Raw genomic sequence first — 18,840 nt, 5'->3', positions numbered from 1 at the left:
AGGCAATGAAAAAGACCCTCCATATCGTCGCGACGTTGCTCTGCGTACTAACTCTTCTCCTGAGCACGGCGACGTGTATGAATGTGGAGCAACCCAGACAATCCTCGTGCGATCATTGCCCAAAGCAATCGCCTCTCAGCCAGAACCTTCCCTCCTGCTGCAGCGCACAACAGCAGCAGCCTTTGGCCATCATCTCCTCCGAAGTTCAGCAGCCAATACAGCTACTAACGGCATACGTTCGCGTTCTCCCGCACGAAATCGCATCCTCCCTCGCTCCATCGGCCACGCGAGCCACCGCACCCCCTCAAGTCCCACCCCGCATCGCACTTCGTATCTGATTTCCCTCTTGAACCGCGCCGCCTCGCAGCGTCTCCCCACGCTGTATGCCGACCACGCAGCCTTCAGGATAAGGAACTCGTATGCGCCCCAACCATTCGTCCACAGCCCTGCTTTCACTTGTGCTGTTAGCTTCCGTTGTCTCTCGTGCCCAAACAAAGCTCCCCACTATGCCCGACATGGACATGAGCGCCAAACAAACGTCCATGCCCGAAGGCGGGTCTATGAAGATGACGATGAACGGAATGAGCCAGCCATCAACCCTCATCCATGCCGAACTCTCCCACACAAACTCCGGCACCAGCATCGAACCCGCATCCACCCCAGTCGCCATGATCATGAAAAGCTATCGCGGCTGGATGCTAATGCTCCACGGCACCGCCTTCATCGCCGACACCCAGCAACAAGCCGCCTCCAGCCCCGCCGGCCCGTCGCCCGAAACCTGCGAACAGCTCGACCTCATCTGCACGAACCCCGCCAACACCCGAGGCGGCGACAAGCTATTCTCAACCAACTGGATCATGCCCATGGCCATGCGTCAGCTTGGCCCCGGCCAACTCACCCTCCGCACCATGCTCTCACTCGAACCCGCCACCGTCAGTGACCGTCAATATCCCGAGCTCTTCCAGCAAGGCGAAACCGCATTTGGCAAACCCATCATCGACGGCCAGCACCCTCACGACTTCTTCATGGAGGTCGCCGCCCTCTACGACATTCGCCTTGGCGAGCACGCGCTCCTGAGCTTCTATGCCGCTCCCGTCGGCGACCCCGCCATCGGCCCCACCGCCTACCCGCATCGCCTCTCTGCCTCAGAAGATCCCATCGCCGCCCTCGGCCACCACCAGGAAGACTCCACCCACATCGCCTTCAACGTCCTCACCGGCGGCTTCACCTGGCGATGGCTCCGCTTTGAAGAGTCTGGTTTTCACGGCGCCGAACCCACTGAGCAGCGCTGGGGCTTCCAACCCTCCCCCAACGGCCTCGCCATCGACAGCTACTCCTCCCGCATCACCTTTTCCCCCACCCAAAACTGGACCAGCCAATACTCCATCGCCCACATAGTCAGCCCCGAAGCCCTCTACCCCGGCGAAGACCAGCAGCGCCAGACCGCCTCCATCATGTACAACCGCCCCTTCGGCGCCACAACCACCGACGGCGCTCACTCCGGCAACTGGTCGAGCACCCTCCTCTGGGGCCGCACAAAATCCCTCACCGACAACGGCAAAGAAAACAGCTACCTCCTCGAATCGCTCCTCAAATTTCACAACCGCAACTACATCTGGACCCGTATCGAAAACGCCGGCCGCTCCAACGAACTCCTCATTCCCCCCGGCTCCGCGCTCCCTCCAAACTTCACCGAATCCCCCCTCGGCCACGTCGCCACCTACTCCTTCGGATACGATCGCGACTACCGCATCGCCCCACACCTTCTTGCCGCGCCCGGCGCTCAGTTCACCACTTACACCACACCCAACGCACTAGTCTCCATCTACGGCGCTCACCCGTGGGGAGTAGTAGCCTTCGTCCGTTTCCGCATAACGCAATAGCAACTACCTAAAGCAGGAGTGCATTTTTCCTTTCTTGTTGTCATCCCCGAAGGGGATCTGTTTGCCTTTCACTTCACGTGGCAAAAATCATCATCTCGATTTGCGCTAAGTAGCCGGAAGAATCTCTTCGTCGCTAGAATTGACTAATGAAGGGCAGCGTTTATTTGTACCTCGGCCACACTCAACTAACTCACGGATCATTCGAAGATCTTCGAAAGCTAGGAATTGTGCCTCAGGAAGGTATGACTCTTGATTTCTACGACCTTGACGCCGATGAGAGGGATAGACCGACATACCTATGCGCCAAGGGCACTCTGTATCGCAATTCAAACGGCAATTGGCACGCCGAAATAGACCAGAACAGTTTTTCTTCTATTTTGCGATCGGATGTTGATGTCTAGACTGTTGACACAATCATGAATCTCTACATCGCCACCACCAACCCCGGCAAGCTCCGCGACTTCGCTGCGGCATCTCCAGAAATCACACTCACTCCCTTACCCAACCTCAAACAAATCCCCGCCCCCGCCGAAGACGAGCCCACCTTCGAAGGCAACGCCCGCATTAAGGCCATCTACTACTCTCACCACGCCCCCGGAGAGATCGTCATCGCCGACGACTCCGGCCTCGAAGTTGACGCCCTCCACGGAGCACCCGGCGTCCGCTCCGCCCGCTACGCCGACGACCACCACTTCACCGATCCACCGAACGCAACCACAGACGAACGCAACAACCTCTACCTCATCTCCAACCTCACCAACATCCCCCTCACCGAGCGCAGCGCCCGCTACCACTGCGTCCTCGCCGCCGCCCGCAACGGCCAAATCCTCGCCATCGGCCACGGAGCCGTCGAAGGCGAGATCCTCACCACCCCCCGCGGCACCGACGGCTTCGGCTACGACCCCCTCTTCTACCTCCCCGCCCAAAACAAAACCATGGGCGAGCTAGACATCGCCACCAAGCTCACCTTCAGCCATCGCGGCCGAGCCTTCGCCGCTCTCATCTCAGAGTTGACCTCCGGGCTCCATTCCCACTCCTCGCGATAGACTCGAGCCATGCTCCCAACACTCTCCATCGATCACCTCGTCTTCCGCGTCCGCGACATCCCCGCATCCAAAACCTTCTACGCCGCCCTCTTCGGCGACCCCGTCTTCCAAAACGAGGACATCTTCCTCTACAAGATCGGAACCAACACCCGGCTCTTCTTCACCAAAGCAGCCGGCACCGCCACTCCCTACGACAAAGAACAGCCTGGCCTCAACCACATCGCCCTAGGGGTCGAATCACTTCCTCACCTCGAGCAGATCCTCGGTCACCTTAAATCCGCAGGCATTCCTAACAGCGGGATCGGAATCGACCCCCACGGAAAACAGAACTACATCTGGCTCAACGACCCCAACGGCTTCCGTATTGAGTTTTACTGCACCCCAGCTGCCGAATAAGCTCTTGCTTTTCATCAGTTGAATAAAAATCGCACAAGCGCATCGCTAATCGCACAAAACGCTGCACTTTCCTTGACGCTGCTATTCGCTGAGCGGAATAATCGCCGTGCTGCACTTTTTCATCCTGCCAAAGTGCATCAATCACGAATCAAGGAGTCTTCATGGCCACCGCCGCCTCGCCAGCACCTCCTGCCACCCCGCCACTTAAAGGTGTGCAGCCACTCCGCGCCGGCCAGGGCAACTCCTTCCTCTGGCACAAGCTCCACTCCCTCACCGGCATCGTCCCCATCGGCGCCTTCCTCGTCGAGCACATCATCTCCAACTTCGAGACCCTCAACGGCCCCCTCGCCTACGCCCAGCAGGTCAAGTTCCTCAACTCCCTCCCGCTCGTCCGCGTCCTCGAGTGGGCCTTCATCTTCATCCCCCTCGCCTTCCACGCCCTCTACGGACTCTTCATCGCCTTCCGCGGCCGCGTCAGCGTCAACGTCTACCCCTGGGCCAGCAACTGGATGTACGTCTCCCAGCGCATAACGGGCATCATCGCCTTCCTCTACATTGTCCAGCACGTCTGGCGACAACGCTTCAGCGGCATCTCCCTCCCGGAGAACCCCGGCGCCGCCTTCCATAAAGTACAGGTTGAACTTTCGAATCCCTGGATGCTCGCCATCTACGTCATCGCGATGATCGCCACCACCTGGCACTTTGCCTACGGCATCTGGCTCTTCGCCGCCAAGTGGGGCATCACCCCCGGCGAAAAAGCCCGCAAGAAATTCGGCTACGTCTGCACCGCCTTCGGCCTGGCCCTCTGCCTCATGGGGCTCGCCAGCATCTACGCGGTCGTCTGGAAGTATCCCAACGCCCCCGCCAACGTAATGCCCGCCCAACCCGCCGGCATCACCCTACCCGCACCAACAGTCCCACCACCAAACTCAACCAACCCTAAGCAGAATGGTGACGTCCAGTGATGAACCACCCGATTTCGCACCCAGTAGTCGCTTTGCTGGGATTTGCTGGGTTAGTGCTATCCATCTATTTAGCTCAACGGGAACTTGATGGCTGGCACGCAAAAACCGGCTATGCTCCTCCGCCGGGAACTAACCGAAGTACCAATCGGGATTACAATCACCGGCTTTGGCAAGTACTGCCCCACGAAGTTCGGAGAAAAGTCCGGCTTATGCAGATTGCTGGTGTTGCAGTGATGATGACATGCCTTTTCCTGGCAGCTTGAGAATTTTTATTCAGATCGGACTTATGACCATGGCAGCAACACCCAGAATCATCGTAGTAGGCGGCGGCCTAGCCGGATTAGCCGCAGTCATCAAGATCGCCGAAGCCGGCGGCAAGGTCGACCTCTTCTCCATCGTCCCCGTCAAGCGCTCCCACTCCGTCTGCGCCCAGGGAGGCATCAACGCCGCCAAGAACCTCAAAGGCGAAGGCGACGACGTCTTCAAGCACTTCGACGACACCATCTACGGTGGCGACTTCCTCGCCAACCAGACCCCCGTCAAAAACATGACCGCGCAGGGTCCCGCCATCATCGACCTCCTCGACCGCATGGGCGTCCCCTTCAACCGTACCCCCGAAGGCCTCCTCGACTTCCGCCGCTTCGGTGGCACCCTCTACCACCGCACCGCCTTCGCCGGAGCAACCACCGGCCAACAACTCCTCTACGCCCTCGACGAGCAGGTCCGCCGCTTCGAAGCCGAAGGCAAAGTCACCAAGTACGAAGGTTGGGAGTTCCTCTCCGCCGTCCTCGATTCCAAGGGCGCCTGCCGCGGCATCACCGCCATGGATCTCCGCACCATGGACACCCGTACCTTCCCCGCCGACGCCATCATCGTCTGCACCGGAGGAAACGGAGCCATCTTCGGCAAATCCACCAACTCCGTCGTCTGCACCGGCAGCGCACAATCGGCCCTCTACCAGCAAGGCGCCTTCTACGCCAACGGCGAGTTCATCCAGGTCCACCCCACCGCCATCCCCGGCGAAGACAAGCTCCGCCTCATGTCCGAGTCCGCCCGAGGCGAAGGCGGCCGCGTCTGGGTTCCCAAAGATAAAAACGATAAGCGCGTCGCCAAATCCATCCCCGAATCCGAGCGCTGGTACTTCCTCGAAGAGTGGTACCCCAAGTACGGCAACCTCGTCCCCCGCGACGTCGCCACCCGCGCCATCTTCAAAGTCGTCTACGAGCACGGCATGGGCATCGACGGCCAGCCCATGGTCTACCTCGACCTCACCCACATCGACAAGGAAACCCTCAACCGCAAGCTCGAAGGCATCCTCGAGATCTACGAAAAGTTCGTCGGCGACGACCCCCGCGAAGTCCCCATGAAGATCTTCCCCGGCATGCACTACACCATGGGCGGCCTCTGGGTCGACTTCAACCAGCAGACCAACATCCCCGGCGTCTACGCCGCAGGCGAGGCCGACTACTCCATCCACGGAGCCAACCGCCTCGGCGCCAACTCCCTCCTCTCCTGCATCTACGGAGGCTTCGTAGCCGGCCCACAAGCCCTCGCCTACGCCAAGTCCCTCCCCGCGCAAGAGGGCGACGGTGGCCACGCCGCCGAGCTCCAGCGCCAGAAGGAGTTCAACAACCTCCTCCTCAACAACCCCGGCACCGAAAACCCCTTCAAGCTCTGGCGCGAACTCGGCGACACCATGACCAAGCACGCCACCATCATCCGCTACAACGCCGGCCTCGACGAAGCCGACGCCAAGCTCGTCGAGCTCCTCGACCGCTACCGCAACGTCAACCTCTCCGACAAGAGCCAGTGGGCCAACACCAGTTTCGCCTTCACCCGCCAGCTCTGGAACATGCTTCAACTGGGCCGCGTCATCGTCCAGGGCGCCCGTCTCCGCGACGAGTCCCGCGGAGCCCACTACAAACCCGACTTCCCCGACCGCAACGACGAAAAGTTCCTAAAAACCACCAAAGCCAGCTACAAAAACGACGCCCCCGCCTTCGAACTCGAAGACGTAGACATCAGCCACATCAAACCGCGCCCCCGCCGCTACGACGCCACCGCGTAGCACTTACTTGTTCGATTCGATCCATTCATCGAGGTGATTCATGAGAAGAGTTGTTATCGCCTTGGCTTTTTGTTTCTGCTCATTGGCAATGCACGGCCAGAAGATGCGTGCCGGACAAACACTACCACATGTTAAACCAGGGGATAGTTACCCGGTCAAAATGCATATATCAGGAATACGTTACCGCAGAAAAGACACCGGCCCTGGTGAAACTGCAGACTTGGTCTATATGGATGCGGTCATCAATGGAAAAAAACTCGAACTGCGGGGGGATCGCGACGCACCCTTTCAGTACTACAAATTGGCGCTGGGAGATTGCCAGGCGCGACTTGTAAAAGATCCCCACGAGATGGGAGACACGCCAATATTTCAGGTATACGACGTAGTTCTACCAGACAGCACAGTAGGTCGTTTCACCGTAACGGGCATCTCGGAGTAGCAAAACCATGGGCAAGAGGAGCTTTAGCCCTAAAGAAACTCGTACAAGATGCAATTGACTGATCACCTCAAAACCCGTTTCCACCGTCTAACCGAGCATGGAACCCATCCAGTTCGTCTACATCGCTCTGTCCGTCATATTCGCAAGCGTCATGGCGTATATGTATCTCTACACCACGCATCTTCACCCATCGGAGCGGACCCAGGCACTCAAAGGCCGTCCTCCGGTCAGCAAAGAAGAAGGCATCGCAGTCGCAACACTGGAAAAAGAACGTCTGCACAAGATAGGCACGTTCTAACTCCGCACCGGCTGCAATCCTTCACAACAATCGCCTCCAGCAGGGCCACACGCTGAAGGAACAGGAAATCTGCAGCCGTTAAGGAGCATTCATGCCGAGCACCATCAAGGTCGAGATCAAGCGTCAGTCCAACCCCGACGCCCCTGCCACCACCGAAAAGTTTGAGATCCCCTACCGTCCGGGCATGAACATCACCTCCCTCCTCGGCGAGATCGCGCTCAACCCCGTCGACGTCTCCGGCAAGGCGACCACCCCAGTCACCTACGACTCCAACTGCCTCGAAGAGATCTGCGGCTCCTGCGCCATGCTCATCAACGGCAAAGCCCGCATGGCCTGCTCAGCCCTCGTCGACAAACTTCGTGGCCCGAATAACGACCAGCCCATCACACTAGCCCCCCTCAGCAAGTTCCCCGTAGTCCGCGATCTCGCCGTAGATCGCTCCGTCCTCTTTGAAAACCTCAAGAAGGTCAAAGCCTGGGTCCCCATCGACGGCTCCTACGATCTAGGAGCCGGACCACGACAGGCTCCTCAAATCCAGGAGCAGCGCTACCCCCTATCAAACTGCATCTCCTGCACCATCTGCATGGAGGTCTGCCCCCAGTTCAACGACGTCACCAACTTCGTCGGCGCCGCCACCATCGCCCAGGCCAAACTCTTCAACATGGACCCCAGCGGCGCGGTCCTCAAAGAAGAGCGCCTCCGTGCCTTAGCCGGGGACGGCGGCATTCAGGAGTGCGGCTTCGCGCAAAACTGCGTCCAGGCCTGCCCCAAACAGCTCCCACTCACCGAAGCCATCAGCGACATGGGCCGCGACGTCTTCATCCAGCAAGTCAAAGACCTCTTCGCCCGTTAATAATGCGCATGATCATTAAGCTAGGCTGCGCCTCGCTCCTCTGTGCCGCTCTGTCCTACGCAGTTTTCTCCGCGACCGAAGGCCGAGGAGCATGGCCCAGCACTCCCCAGTACATCTCAGTCCTGGGCATGTACGGATTCACCGCACTCGGGACGACTTTTCTTGTCGCCGCATGCATCCTCGGCCTGTTCCGCACACTTCGCCCAACAAAATAAAGCAACATGACGAATCGCCCGCATCACCGTCTCACCACGGCGATGGAAGATGTAAAAATTTCATCTCCTGTATGTCAGCTTCCACATGGTTTCACCCTCATCTCATGCATCACACAGTAAGCTCGTATCAGGAGAATCAAATGATCCAACTAGCAGACGCCCGTCGCATCATCGCCGCAGCCGAAAAGAAAGCTGAAGAGCTCAAGCAGCCCATGAACGTAGCCGTAGTCGACGAAGGCGGCAACCTCATCGCCTTCGAGCGCATGGCCAATGCCTGGCTCGGTTCCATCGACATCTCGCAGAAGAAAGCCTGGACCTCTCGCGCCTTTGATATCGCCACCAAGGATCTCGCCGAGCACTCTCAGTCCGGCAACCAGTTCTTCGGCATCCACGCCTCCAACGACGGCAAGGTCATGATCTTCGCCGGCGGCATCCCCCTCAAGCAGGAAGGCAAAGTCGTCGGAGCCATCGGAGTCAGCGGGGGTTCCGGAGTACAAGATCACGCAGTCGCCGAAGCCGGCGCCGCCGCTCTCTAACTCTCCACCAGAAACAGGCATCCAAAGGGTAGCGCGAATCGCGCTGCCCTTTCCGCTGCGTCGCGCAGGCGATCGCGGCCCACTTAGACAAACACAACCGCAGGACAGAAGAGGCAGAAAAATGGCAGAAAACTCTGGAGTCGTTTTCCTCGGACAAAACAAAGTAGAAGTCCAGTCCATCGACTTTCCTAAGATGCAGAACCCCGCAGGCAAACAGATTAACCACGGCGTCATCCTCAAAGTCGTCTCTACGAACATCTGCGGTTCCGACCAGCACATGGTCCGAGGCCGCACGACTGCCCCTACCGGCATGGTTCTTGGCCACGAAATCACAGGCGAGGTCATCGAGCTTGGCTCTGACGTCGAATACATCAAGAAGGGCGACCTCGTCACTGTGCCCTTCAACGTGGCATGCGGCCGCTGCCGCACCTGTCGCATGCAGGAGTCAGGCGTCTGCCTCAACGTAAACCCAGGCCGTGCCGGCGGTGCCTACGGATACGTCGACATGGGCGGATGGATCGGTGGCCAGGCCGAGTACGTCATGGTCCCCTACGCCGACTTCAACCTCATCCCGTTCCCTGACAAAGAGCAGGCCATGTCCAAGATCAAGGACCTCACCATGCTCTCCGACATTCTCCCCACCGGATTTCACGGTGCGGTCAATGCAGGTGTCGGTGTCGGGTCTATCGTCTACGTTGCCGGAGCAGGCCCCGTCGGTCTAGCCACCGCCGCCTCCGCACACATCCTCGGCGCCGCAGTCGTCATGATCGGAGACATGAATGCCGAGCGCCTCAAGCACGCAGAAAGCGTCGGCTTCACCCCCATCGACCTCACCAAAAGCGAGAACCTCGGCGAACTTATCGAAAAGGTCGTCGGCAAACCAGAGGTAGACGCCTCCATCGACGCCGTCGGCTTCGAAGCAAGAGCCCAGGGCAAAGATGGTCAGGAAGCCCCTGCCACCGTGCTCAACTCGCTCATGACCGTCACCCGCGCCGCAGGCTCCATCGGTATTCCGGGCCTCTACGTCACCGAGGATCCGGGAGCCCACGACGAGGCTTCGAAGACGGGAAACCTCAAGATGCGCTTCGGCCTTGGATGGGCAAAATCTCACCGCTTCTATACCGGTCAGACACCGGTCTTGAAGTACAACCGCCAACTCATGCAGGCCATTCTTTATGATCGCCTGCCCATCGCAAAGATCGTCGGCGCAACAGTCATTCCTCTCAGCCAGGCAGCCGAAGGGTACAAAGCGTTCGACTCCGGCGCGGCGAAGAAGTTTGTCCTCGATCCCCACGGCCTCCTCGGCGCAAACTAATTCATCTGCACCGCCGCAACATGGGGAAGCCCCGCCGAAATCTCGACGGGGCTTCTCTACGTTAAGCATCAACTGTAGCGGTTTAAGTGCTGACGTAAAACATCGAAACGAACATCATTTCGAGAAGATCGAGTTGCCCGGCGTTGTCTCTTCGTTCGAGTGAATCCGGTTTTGAGCGCGCTTAGCACTCTCCATCGCAGCATGATCCATCTTCTGCTCATCCGTTTTACCGGCTTCAGTCGTGCCGGTTTCTTCAATCGCTTCGTGAGAAGGACGTGCTCCAGTTTTTGTTGCGTCAAGACCCTGTGCCATACATCACCTCTGCATAAACAGATGGCATACAGAGGCCGTAAGGTTGCTCGCATGAAAGAGCGGCCCCAGCTCTCCTGAACATTTCACCAAGGTCACCAGGACAGCCGAACCAGCATAACTGCCTGCCGTTCGAGCGTCAGATCCAACTCCGCTCTTCCGTTCTTCGTCCCCAGCGCCGCAGCTGATCCAACCGGCTCAAGTTTTCCCGCACGCTGCAACTCAAGAAACTGCTCTGCCGTAGGCTGCTGTGGACTCCCCATCTTCTGCCACGCCTCATACGCATTGCTATGCTGACCATCCATCAAGTACTTCTGCACTCTTACACCGCGTACTGGAATATTCTTCACTCCAAGTTGCACCTTCGCCGCCTCTGCAGCAACATCGTCATCGTGATAGTTCCACAACAACACATCCACCCGATGTTGTGATCGCGTCGCCACCGCATTCACATCCGGAGCAACACGAACGCTGTCCTTGACAACCTCTTCCACCGGCAGCGCACCTGAACTCGTTACGGAAACATAGTCCCCACCCATCATTCCCATCATGCGAAACACATTCAACACCGGCTTATCCACAAGATAGTCGACACCATTAGACATACCGCCCGTCGCCAACTCACGAAACCCTGCAAATATCGGCTGGTTCTCAAACTCGAACGCCCACGTCACCGCTCCCTGCAGATTCACACCGTTACGCTTCGCCAGTTCAGTGGCCAAAGCCGTAGCCTCCGCAACACTCACCCCATAGAGAGGCCCATTGCGATATCCGTTCTGCGCCCCCTTGCACGCTGCGCAACCCTCAGGATCGCTCTCTCCCAAAATAATCGGCGTCTTCTTCCACTCCGGAAACGAAGCCACAACACGCATCCCAAGATCCATCGCACGCAGCTGATGGCCAATATCCATCCGCACATGCCCGTCGACAGTCTTCGGCGACCCCTTCGGATGAAAGCTGATAAACGCTAGCGGCGCACCAACTCCGCCCGTTGCTGCATTCGTCCCCCTCGCGCAGTGCTCCAGGAACTGCCTGAAAAAATCCTCAGACTTCCCCGGACTAACCCCCGTAGCCTCAGGCCCACCGACCTTCGCCGCAGGAAGCACCTTCTTTATCGCGGCCGCCGTCACATCGTAGAGCCTGTCATACTCCACCGGGCTCCCATGCCAATACTCAATATCCGGTTCGTTCCAAACCTCCCACAGCCACGTATTCACCGCAGCATCTCCATAACGATCGTGCAGATGCTGCGTCCACGCCGTCACCAGCGCAGCCCACTTCTCATAGTCCTTCGGCGGATAGCTCCATCCCGTGTAGACAGATCCATCAGGAAACGTATGCCGATAAGGCTTCGGATGAACCGACAGCGCCTCCGGCATAAATCCAACTTCGACCAGAGGCGTTATCCGGTTGTCACGCATCGCGTCGAAGATCTTGTCCGTGATCGTCCAGTCATAGATCGGCTTCCCCTGAGCGTCCTCCCGATAAATATTCGTCGAACCCCACTTCAACGACGAGCTTCCATCCCCCGTCGTCAACAGATTGTGCAATCTCAAATACACCGGCGCGGTACTCAGCTGCGACAGTTCACTCAGTAAATGCTGCCCATTCGCCGCATAACTGTAGTTCGGCTCATCGGCGCCGAAGTAGCTCCACACAGCCTCATACGGCCCCGTACGATGTCCCGCATCCACATCCACAACGATAGGAGCAACCTTCGCCTGTCCCAGACAAACTGATCCAGAGCAACCAATGCAAACGAAAGCGGCCAATAATTGAGCGAAGAAAAACCGGCGTAGGAACATGCTGAAAACGTTATCAGAGATCCCTTCAAACCCTTGCTACAATCTGCCTACTCCACAACATGAAAGAATGGTGTCCGAGATGAAGAGACAGCCGATGTTTGCCTCCGCGATGCTCTTGGCGGCACTTCTCGTCAGCCAACCCTATGCAACTGCCCAAAACACCCAGAGCAACCAAAACAAATCCAAATCAATGACCGATCCCCTCGCCGTCCATCAGTCCGCCATCGTCATCGACACCCACGCCGACACTCCCCAACGCTTCATCGATGAACACTGGAGCTTCACCGACCCCCTCAACGGCGGCATGCTCAACTACGACAGCGCAAAGCAAGGCAACCTCGGCGCGCAGTTCTTCTCCATCTGGGTCGACCCCAACCAATACGCCGCCAACGCCTCCGCCCATCGCACTCTATCCCTCATCGACGGCACCCTCGAACAAGTTCGCCACCACCCCGACAAGCTCCAGCTCTGCCTCTCCTCCGACGACATCATCGCCACGCACAACCAGGGAAAATTCGCCGTTCTCATGGGCATCGAGGGCGGCCACTCCATCGAAAACGACCTCGGCCTCCTCCGCGACTACTACCATCTCGGCGTCCGTTACATGACCCTCACCTGGTCCAACACCAACAACTGGGCCGACTCCTCCGGCGACATCGACGACGCAAAGATCCACCACCACAACGGCCTCACACCCTTCGGCAAACAAGTCGTCGCAGAGATGAACCGCCTCGGCATGATGGTCGATATCTCCCACGTCTCCGACAAAACCTTCTGGGACGTCATCGCCACCACGCGCTCTCCCGTCATCGCGTCTCACTCCTCCGCACGCGCCCTCACCAACGCGCCGCGCAACATGACCGACGAGATGCTCCTCGCCATAAAGAAGAACAACGGCGTCGTCATGGTCAACTTCTTCCCTGCCTTCATCGACGAAAACTGGCGCAAAGCCTGGAACGCAAGCAGCGAAGAGCGCAAAAAAGCGCAAGCCGCCCTCACCGTCGAATACAGAGCCAAAGGAATGGCCGTTCCCTACACAGCATCCGACAAGATCGATCGCGAGTTCGCCGCAAGAATCGGCCGAGCCCCATTCAACTCGCTAATAGATCACTTCGATCACGTCATCAAGATTGCAGGTATCGATCACGTCGGCATCGGCACCGACTTCGACGGCATCCCCGTCCCACCTGCCGGCATCGACTCCGCCGCAGACCTTCCTAAGATCACAGTCGCGCTCATGGCACGCGGCTACACCGCCGAAGACATGCACAAACTACTCGGCGGCAACCTCCTCCGCGTCTTCCGCGAAGTACAGGCCGCCGCCGATCACAATCCGTAGCAATTAAATTGACTTACTTCTCCCCAATCAACTCGATCTTGTGAATCTTGGGAGCCTCGGAGAACAACGTCGCCGCATTCGCCATCAGCGCCTTCGCGATCTCTCCATTCAAATGAGCATCGCGTCCAGCCTCATCGTTGAACGTGTCAAAGACGCCAAACACTCCACCCTTATCTTCTTTGAAGCCATACCAATGAACGGTGCCAGCCTCTGCCTTCGCCATCTCGGCACCCTGTTTCAGAAAAGCCTCAACATCAGCCTCTTTACCCGGCTTGGCCTTCAACTCCGCATACAAAGCATACTTCGCCATCTTTAAAAATCCTCCAGCCAATCAGATGCACAAAGCCTCAATAGGTTACGGATGTCGCATACCCTTCATCGCCTTTCTTGTCTCAGGTTTGTAATTTTTAGGAATTTGATCCAGCCGTAGCGATTGCCATCCCGTTTACCGTGCGGTCGCCGTTGTCTTTTTGGTTGTCATCCCGCAGGGATCTGCTGTTGCTCTTGTCACCGCCAAAGCCCCTCTCTGGCAAGCCCCTCACATTGCTCCAACCGCCCGTCTGCGATAGCCTGTCTGTTGGAGCTACACACCGCATGATGCTTCGCACATTCGCACTCTCCCTGGCCCTCGTCGTATCCGCCCAGGCGCAATCGACCACCACGCCACCAGCCGACGCTCTTCCCGACGCACCCAGCACCACCAGCCAGGTCAAGCCCCCCGTCGTACCGTCCGGTCCCACTGCTGTCATCGACACCACCATGGGCCGCATCACCTGCAAACTCTACGAAAAGGAAGCCCCCATCACCGTAGCCAACTTCATCGGCCTCGCCGACGGCACCAAAGAGTGGACCGACCCCAAAACCCTCAAGAAGGTGCACCACCAGCCCTACTACGACGGCACCACCTTCCATCGCGTCATCCCCAACTTCATGATCCAGGGCGGCGACCGCATTGGAGACGGCACCGGCGACCCCGGCTACTTCTTCCAGGACGAGATCGATCCCTCCCTCACCTTCGACCAGCCCGGCCTTCTCGCTATGGCCAACGCAGGTCCCGGCCCCTCGGGCGGCGGCACCAACGGCTCCCAGTTCTTCATCACCGAGACTGAGGTCCCGCAACTCAACGGCAAGCACACCATCTTCGGCCAATGCGACTCTCACTCCGCCCTGCTCGTTGCCTCCATCGCCCGCGTAGAGCGTAACTCAAGCGACAAACCACTTACCCCGGTCGTCATCAACCACATCACCATCGTGCGCGAAGGCCAACCCATGCCTCCCGTACCGGCGCCCCCCGCAGTCCCGAAAGCGCCGACCGGAGTCACGGCAACGCCAAATTAAATCTTTCAGGCCTCCGCGAAGTCCACGGAGACGCCTCTCTGCCAACAAATCAACCTGTAATCGCTAGGAGATTTCGAAATGCCAACCAAACCAGGCACCTACGCCACATTCAAGACCACGGAAGGTACCGTCGTCTGCGAGCTCTTCGAGAAAGACGCGCCCGAGACCGTGGCAAACTTCATCGGCCTCGCCGAAGGCACAAAAGAGTGGAACAGCCGCAGCAAAAAAGGCCCAAAGCTCTACGACGGCACCATCTTTCACCGCGTGATCCCCCAGTTCATGATCCAGGGTGGCGATCCCGAAGGCTCCGGCATGGGCGGCCCCGGCTACAAGTTCGCTGACGAGACAAAGGGCTCCAAGCACGGCTTCCAGGAGAAGGGCAAACTCGCCATGGCCAATGCAGGCCCCAACACCAATGGCTCGCAGTTCTTCATCACTGTCGCCGACACCAGCTGGCTAACCGGCAAGCACACCATCTTCGGCGAAGTCGTAGAAGGCTACGACGTAGTCGAGAAGATCAGCAAAGTCAGCAAAGACGGCATGGACCGCCCCAAGACCCCAGTAGTCCTCGAGTCCGTCACCATCGAACGCATCGCCTAATCTCGCATTCCAACAAACGAAGGCCCACTCAACCGAGTGGGCCTTCGTCTTATACCGCAATCAAAAACTAAATTGGTTACTACGCAACACCAATCACTGTGCAAAGCTCCTTCACCGAATCCGCACTCTTATTCAGCGCAGCCTGCTCCTCCGGCGTCAACTTGATCTCGATGATCTGCTCCAAGCCCTTCGCCCCCAGCTTGCAAGGCACGCCAACATACAAGCCCGAGATCCCATACTCTCCCTGCAGATAAGCAGCACAAGGAAGAATCTTCTTCTTATCCTTTAGAATCGCCTCAACCATCTCCACCGCAGCAGCCGACGGAGCATAGTAAGCCGAGCCCGTCTTCAGGTGCTTCACAATCTCCGCGCCGCCATTGGCCGTTCGCGTCTCCAACTCCTTCAGCCGATCAGGCGCAATCAACTCCGTAATCGGAATCCCCGCCACAGTCGAGTAGCGTGACAGCGGAACCATCGTGTCGCCATGTCCGCCCAGCACAAACGCCGTGACATTCTCCACCGACACCTTCAGCTCTTCAGCAATGAACGTCCGAAACCGTGCCGAATCCAGCACGCCAGCCATTCCAATCACGCGCTCACGCGGCAACCCAGCCTGCTTGAACGCTGTCTGCGCCATAGCATCCAGCGGATTCGAAACCACAATAATGATCGTATTCGGCGAAGCCTTCACCACTTCGCCCACAACCTTCGACATAATTCCATGGTTCGTCGTCAGCAAATCGTCGCGGCTCATCCCCGGCTTACGCGCAATCCCCGCCGTAATCACCACCACATCCGAGTTCGCGGTATCAGCATAATCATTGGTCCCGATAATGTTGCAGTCGCGCTTCTCAATCGGCATCGCTTGCAGCAGATCGAGCGCCTTTCCCTGCGGCACACCCTCGACAACATCCAGCAACACCACGTCCGCAAGTTCCTTCGCAGCGATCCAATGCGCCGCCGTTGCACCAACATTTCCCGAACCAACAATCGTTACTTTTTTCCGCATCATCTCTCCCTTATCGCGTCGCGTACGACTCTCACTCTTTATTCTAAAGTCGACTCGGTGCCTACGTCGCAATATCGCCCAAACGAAACGAATACCGCACAACATAGCAGCAAGAAAATGAGGACGGCTCACATATAAAAAGCCGTCCCCACGCCTTCGTTACATATTCTCAATCATGCGCGTCGCAAACTCGCTCGTCTTTGCCTTCGTCGCTCCCTGCATTCCACGTTCAAAGTCGTACGTCACGAACTTCTGCGCAATCGTCTTCTCCAGCGAACTCTCGACCAGTCGCGCAGCCTCGGTCCAGCCCAAAAAGTCGAACAACATTACGCCCGACAAAATCACGGAACCCGGATTGATCACGTCCTTATCGGCATACTTCGGAGCTGTCCCATGCGTTGCCTCGAACACGGCGTACCCATCACCAATATTTCCTCCCGGAGCGATCCCCAACCCACCAACCTGCGCAGCAGCAGCGTCTGAGATGTAGTCCCCGTTCAGATTCGTGGTCGCAAGCACGCTATAGTCTTCCGGCCGCAAAATGATCTGCTGAAATATCGAATCGGCAATCCGATCATTCACAAGAATCTTGCTCTTCCACTTCCCTCCGCCGTGCGACGCGCCAATCGAAGCAACCACCTGCTTCACCTCAGCCACCACCTCTTCGCCAAACTCCTTCGCCGCAAACTCAATCCCCGGCTCAATCAGCGCCGCGTTCTCCTCCGCAGTCAGCTTCGGATTCGCCTCAAGATTCCCAAGAATCCAACTCTCCCGCTCCGTCACCGTCTGCTCACGAAACTCATGCGAAGCAACCTCGTAACCCCACTCACGAAACGCGCCTTCGGTAAACTTCTGAATATTTCCCTTGTGCACCAGCGTCACCGTCTTGCGTTTGTTATCGAGCGCATACTGAATCGCCGCTCGCACCAGCCGCTTCGAGCCCGTAATCGAGATCGGTTTCACTCCAACACCCGAGTCCAGTCGAATCTTCTTCTTGCCCCCCTTCAGCATCTCATCGTTCACAAACGCGATGAACTTCTGAGCCTCAGGCGTCCCCTCGCGAAACTCAATACCCGCATAAATATCCTCCGTATTCTCACGGAAGATCACCACATCCAGCTTCTCCGGATGCTTCACCGGGCTCGGCACACCCGCGTAGTACTTCACCGGCCGCACGCACTGATACAAATCCATCAACTGCCTCAACGCAACGTTCAGCGAACGAATCCCCCCGCCAACCGGCGTCGTCAGAGGCCCTTTGATCGACACACGAAAATCGACCGTGGCTTTCACCGTGTCATCCGGCAACCAGTTCTGCGTCTGCCGATACGCCTTCTCCCCCGCCAGCACCTCATACCACGCTACCGAACGCTTGCCCCCGTAAGCCTTCGCCACCGCTGCATCGAACACCCGCTGCGAAGCCTTCCAGATATCCCGCCCCGTTCCATCTCCCTCGATAAACGGAATAATCGGATGATCTGGAATCGTAAACTTCCCATTGCTGTACTCGATCGCCTGCCCATTCGTCGGCACTGGAATTCCGTTGTAGCTCGTTTGCATCGTCATTATCTCCGCAGAAAAATCGATAGAAACAGAAGACCGAAGGCTACCATCTGCGCAAGACCAGTGGCAACGGTACGCGGCCAAACCGTGCGCTTATCGAACCAGGTAGTAATCCACAGTAGCCACCACTCGCACCGTCTTCATGATGCTCGCGTCGCCACTATCCGCTCCCCCGCCTTCGCCCCCAGTCGAGACACTATCCGCAGCCGAGATCGAAAAAAATCCCTGGCTCGCCGAACGAATCGAACCCACCTGACTCCCCGAATCCGCAGCAAACCTGTCCGCCGACGACCGCGCATTTCGCGTAGCCTCCGTAATCATGTCCGGCTTCAAAGCATTCAGGCCATTAAACGTGTACCGAATCCCACCCTGCCCATTATTATCCCCCACAACAATCCCCGCCTGCACCAGATCCGCCGTCTTCTCTCCAGCCTTCGCAATCTTATCCACGTCCTTTGACTGCACCGTTACCCTCTGCTCCACGATGTACCGCGGCCCGGTGCTATTCCCGCTATATTCATTGGCCAGTTTGTCCGTCACCTTGATCTGACCTACCGAAATCTCCTGCGGCGTCACTCCCTGCGCCGCAAAAAACTTCAGCACCGCCTCCTTATCCGACTGGCTCTTCGCAAACACCTGCGGCAGATCATTCCCTGCCTCTTTAAAGCTCACCGGCCAGATCGCCAGATCGGACTTCACAGTCCTCTCCACCAATCCCTTCACCGTCACATACCGGTCCGCCAACCGGATGTCCTTTATCTCGGACCCCAGCACCCACCCACCAACCACCAGCCCCAGCAGCAGACAAGCACCCAACACCGCCGCAGGTGCAAACCACGAAGATCGTTCCGTATCCAAGAGAA

At 57.9% G+C, this 18,840-nt stretch carries 20 protein-coding genes; 14 read left to right on the top strand and 6 right to left on the bottom strand.

The window, feature by feature from the left end:
* Positions 1-560: 560 nt before the first annotated feature.
* The 11 genes from RBB82_RS19735 to fdhA all read left to right on the top strand — a co-directional run bounded on the left by RBB82_RS19735 (position 561) and on the right by fdhA (position 10,014).
* Positions 561-1,883 (top strand): hypothetical protein, encoded by a 1,323-nt coding sequence (locus RBB82_RS19735; protein WP_433972449.1) that lies wholly within the window; start codon positions 561-563, stop codon positions 1,881-1,883.
* 416 nt (positions 1,884-2,299) lie between these two features.
* Positions 2,300-2,929 (top strand): non-canonical purine NTP pyrophosphatase, encoded by a 630-nt coding sequence (locus RBB82_RS19730; protein ID WP_433972448.1) that lies wholly within the window; start codon positions 2,300-2,302, stop codon positions 2,927-2,929.
* Positions 2,930-2,938: 9 nt separating this feature from the next.
* Positions 2,939-3,325 (top strand): VOC family protein, encoded by a 387-nt coding sequence (locus tag RBB82_RS19725; protein WP_433972447.1) that lies wholly within the window; start codon positions 2,939-2,941, stop codon positions 3,323-3,325.
* 161 nt (positions 3,326-3,486) lie between these two features.
* Positions 3,487-4,290 (top strand): succinate dehydrogenase, encoded by an 804-nt coding sequence (locus tag RBB82_RS19720; RefSeq protein ID WP_433972446.1) that lies wholly within the window; start codon positions 3,487-3,489, stop codon positions 4,288-4,290.
* Between the two features lie 292 nt (positions 4,291-4,582).
* Complete coding sequence (gene sdhA, locus RBB82_RS19715; RefSeq protein WP_433972445.1) at positions 4,583-6,358, top strand: succinate dehydrogenase flavoprotein subunit; 1,776 nt, start codon at positions 4,583-4,585, stop codon at positions 6,356-6,358.
* 40 nt (positions 6,359-6,398) lie between these two features.
* Complete coding sequence (locus RBB82_RS19710; protein WP_433972444.1) at positions 6,399-6,797, top strand: hypothetical protein; 399 nt, start codon at positions 6,399-6,401, stop codon at positions 6,795-6,797.
* Positions 6,798-6,894: 97 nt separating this feature from the next.
* Entirely contained in the window at positions 6,895-7,095 is a 201-nt protein-coding gene (locus RBB82_RS19705) for a hypothetical protein (RefSeq protein ID WP_433972443.1), read from the top strand.
* Between the two features lie 91 nt (positions 7,096-7,186).
* Positions 7,187-7,948 (top strand): succinate dehydrogenase iron-sulfur subunit, encoded by a 762-nt coding sequence (gene sdhB / locus RBB82_RS19700; RefSeq protein ID WP_433972442.1) that lies wholly within the window; start codon positions 7,187-7,189, stop codon positions 7,946-7,948.
* A gap of 8 nt (positions 7,949-7,956) precedes the next feature.
* Positions 7,957-8,163 carry a hypothetical protein gene (locus tag RBB82_RS19695; RefSeq protein ID WP_433972441.1) on the top strand — a complete coding sequence of 69 codons (207 nt, stop codon included), beginning with the start codon at positions 7,957-7,959 and terminating at the stop codon, positions 8,161-8,163.
* A 140-nt stretch (positions 8,164-8,303) separates the two neighbouring features.
* Positions 8,304-8,699 carry a GlcG/HbpS family heme-binding protein gene (locus RBB82_RS19690; RefSeq protein ID WP_433972440.1) on the top strand — a complete coding sequence of 132 codons (396 nt, stop codon included), beginning with the start codon at positions 8,304-8,306 and terminating at the stop codon, positions 8,697-8,699.
* A 121-nt stretch (positions 8,700-8,820) separates the two neighbouring features.
* Positions 8,821-10,014 (top strand): formaldehyde dehydrogenase, glutathione-independent, encoded by a 1,194-nt coding sequence (gene fdhA, locus RBB82_RS19685; protein WP_433972439.1) that lies wholly within the window; start codon positions 8,821-8,823, stop codon positions 10,012-10,014.
* A 114-nt stretch (positions 10,015-10,128) separates the two neighbouring features.
* Here the strand turns inward: fdhA and RBB82_RS19680 are convergent, their stop codons facing one another.
* Positions 10,129-10,326 (bottom strand): hypothetical protein, encoded by a 198-nt coding sequence (locus RBB82_RS19680; RefSeq protein WP_433972438.1) that lies wholly within the window; start codon positions 10,324-10,326, stop codon positions 10,129-10,131.
* A 92-nt stretch (positions 10,327-10,418) separates the two neighbouring features.
* The gene (locus RBB82_RS19675) at positions 10,419-12,128 is read right to left on the bottom strand and encodes a GH39 family glycosyl hydrolase (RefSeq protein WP_433972437.1); all 1,710 of its coding nucleotides are present in this window, start codon (positions 12,126-12,128) and stop codon (positions 10,419-10,421) included.
* A gap of 79 nt (positions 12,129-12,207) precedes the next feature.
* On the opposite strand from RBB82_RS19675, the gene RBB82_RS19670 reads away from it, so the two are divergent.
* Entirely contained in the window at positions 12,208-13,467 is a 1,260-nt protein-coding gene (locus tag RBB82_RS19670; protein WP_433972436.1) for a dipeptidase, read from the top strand.
* Between the two features lie 13 nt (positions 13,468-13,480).
* On the opposite strand, the gene RBB82_RS19665 is transcribed toward RBB82_RS19670, so the two are convergent.
* Positions 13,481-13,777 (bottom strand): putative quinol monooxygenase, encoded by a 297-nt coding sequence (locus tag RBB82_RS19665; RefSeq protein WP_433972435.1) that lies wholly within the window; start codon positions 13,775-13,777, stop codon positions 13,481-13,483.
* A 284-nt stretch (positions 13,778-14,061) separates the two neighbouring features.
* Between RBB82_RS19665 and RBB82_RS19660 the strand changes: the two genes are divergently transcribed.
* Both RBB82_RS19660 and RBB82_RS19655 read left to right on the top strand, forming a co-directional pair.
* Positions 14,062-14,805, top strand: coding sequence for a peptidylprolyl isomerase (locus RBB82_RS19660; protein ID WP_433972434.1), 744 nt, complete (start codon positions 14,062-14,064; stop codon positions 14,803-14,805).
* A 78-nt stretch (positions 14,806-14,883) separates the two neighbouring features.
* A complete protein-coding gene (locus tag RBB82_RS19655) occupies positions 14,884-15,405 on the top strand; it encodes a peptidylprolyl isomerase (RefSeq protein WP_433972433.1) in 522 nt (173 codons plus the stop codon).
* Positions 15,406-15,484: 79 nt separating this feature from the next.
* Here the strand turns inward: RBB82_RS19655 and mdh are convergent, their stop codons facing one another.
* From mdh to RBB82_RS19640, 3 genes are all read right to left on the bottom strand, one after another.
* Entirely contained in the window at positions 15,485-16,414 is a 930-nt protein-coding gene (gene mdh / locus RBB82_RS19650; protein ID WP_433975424.1) for a malate dehydrogenase, read from the bottom strand.
* A 159-nt stretch (positions 16,415-16,573) separates the two neighbouring features.
* Positions 16,574-17,974, bottom strand: coding sequence for an NADP-dependent isocitrate dehydrogenase (locus RBB82_RS19645; protein WP_433972432.1), 1,401 nt, complete (start codon positions 17,972-17,974; stop codon positions 16,574-16,576).
* A 96-nt stretch (positions 17,975-18,070) separates the two neighbouring features.
* Positions 18,071-18,835 (bottom strand): SIMPL domain-containing protein, encoded by a 765-nt coding sequence (locus RBB82_RS19640; protein ID WP_433972431.1) that lies wholly within the window; start codon positions 18,833-18,835, stop codon positions 18,071-18,073.
* Positions 18,836-18,840: the final 5 nt, after the last annotated feature.

Origin of the sequence: Tunturiibacter lichenicola (assembly GCF_051013355.1) — a bacterium.
Classification (GTDB): Bacteria; Acidobacteriota; Terriglobia; order Terriglobales; family Acidobacteriaceae; genus Edaphobacter; species Edaphobacter lichenicola_F.
Note: the sequence above shows the minus strand (reverse complement) of the source record. Positions and strands in the feature narration are given on the sequence as shown.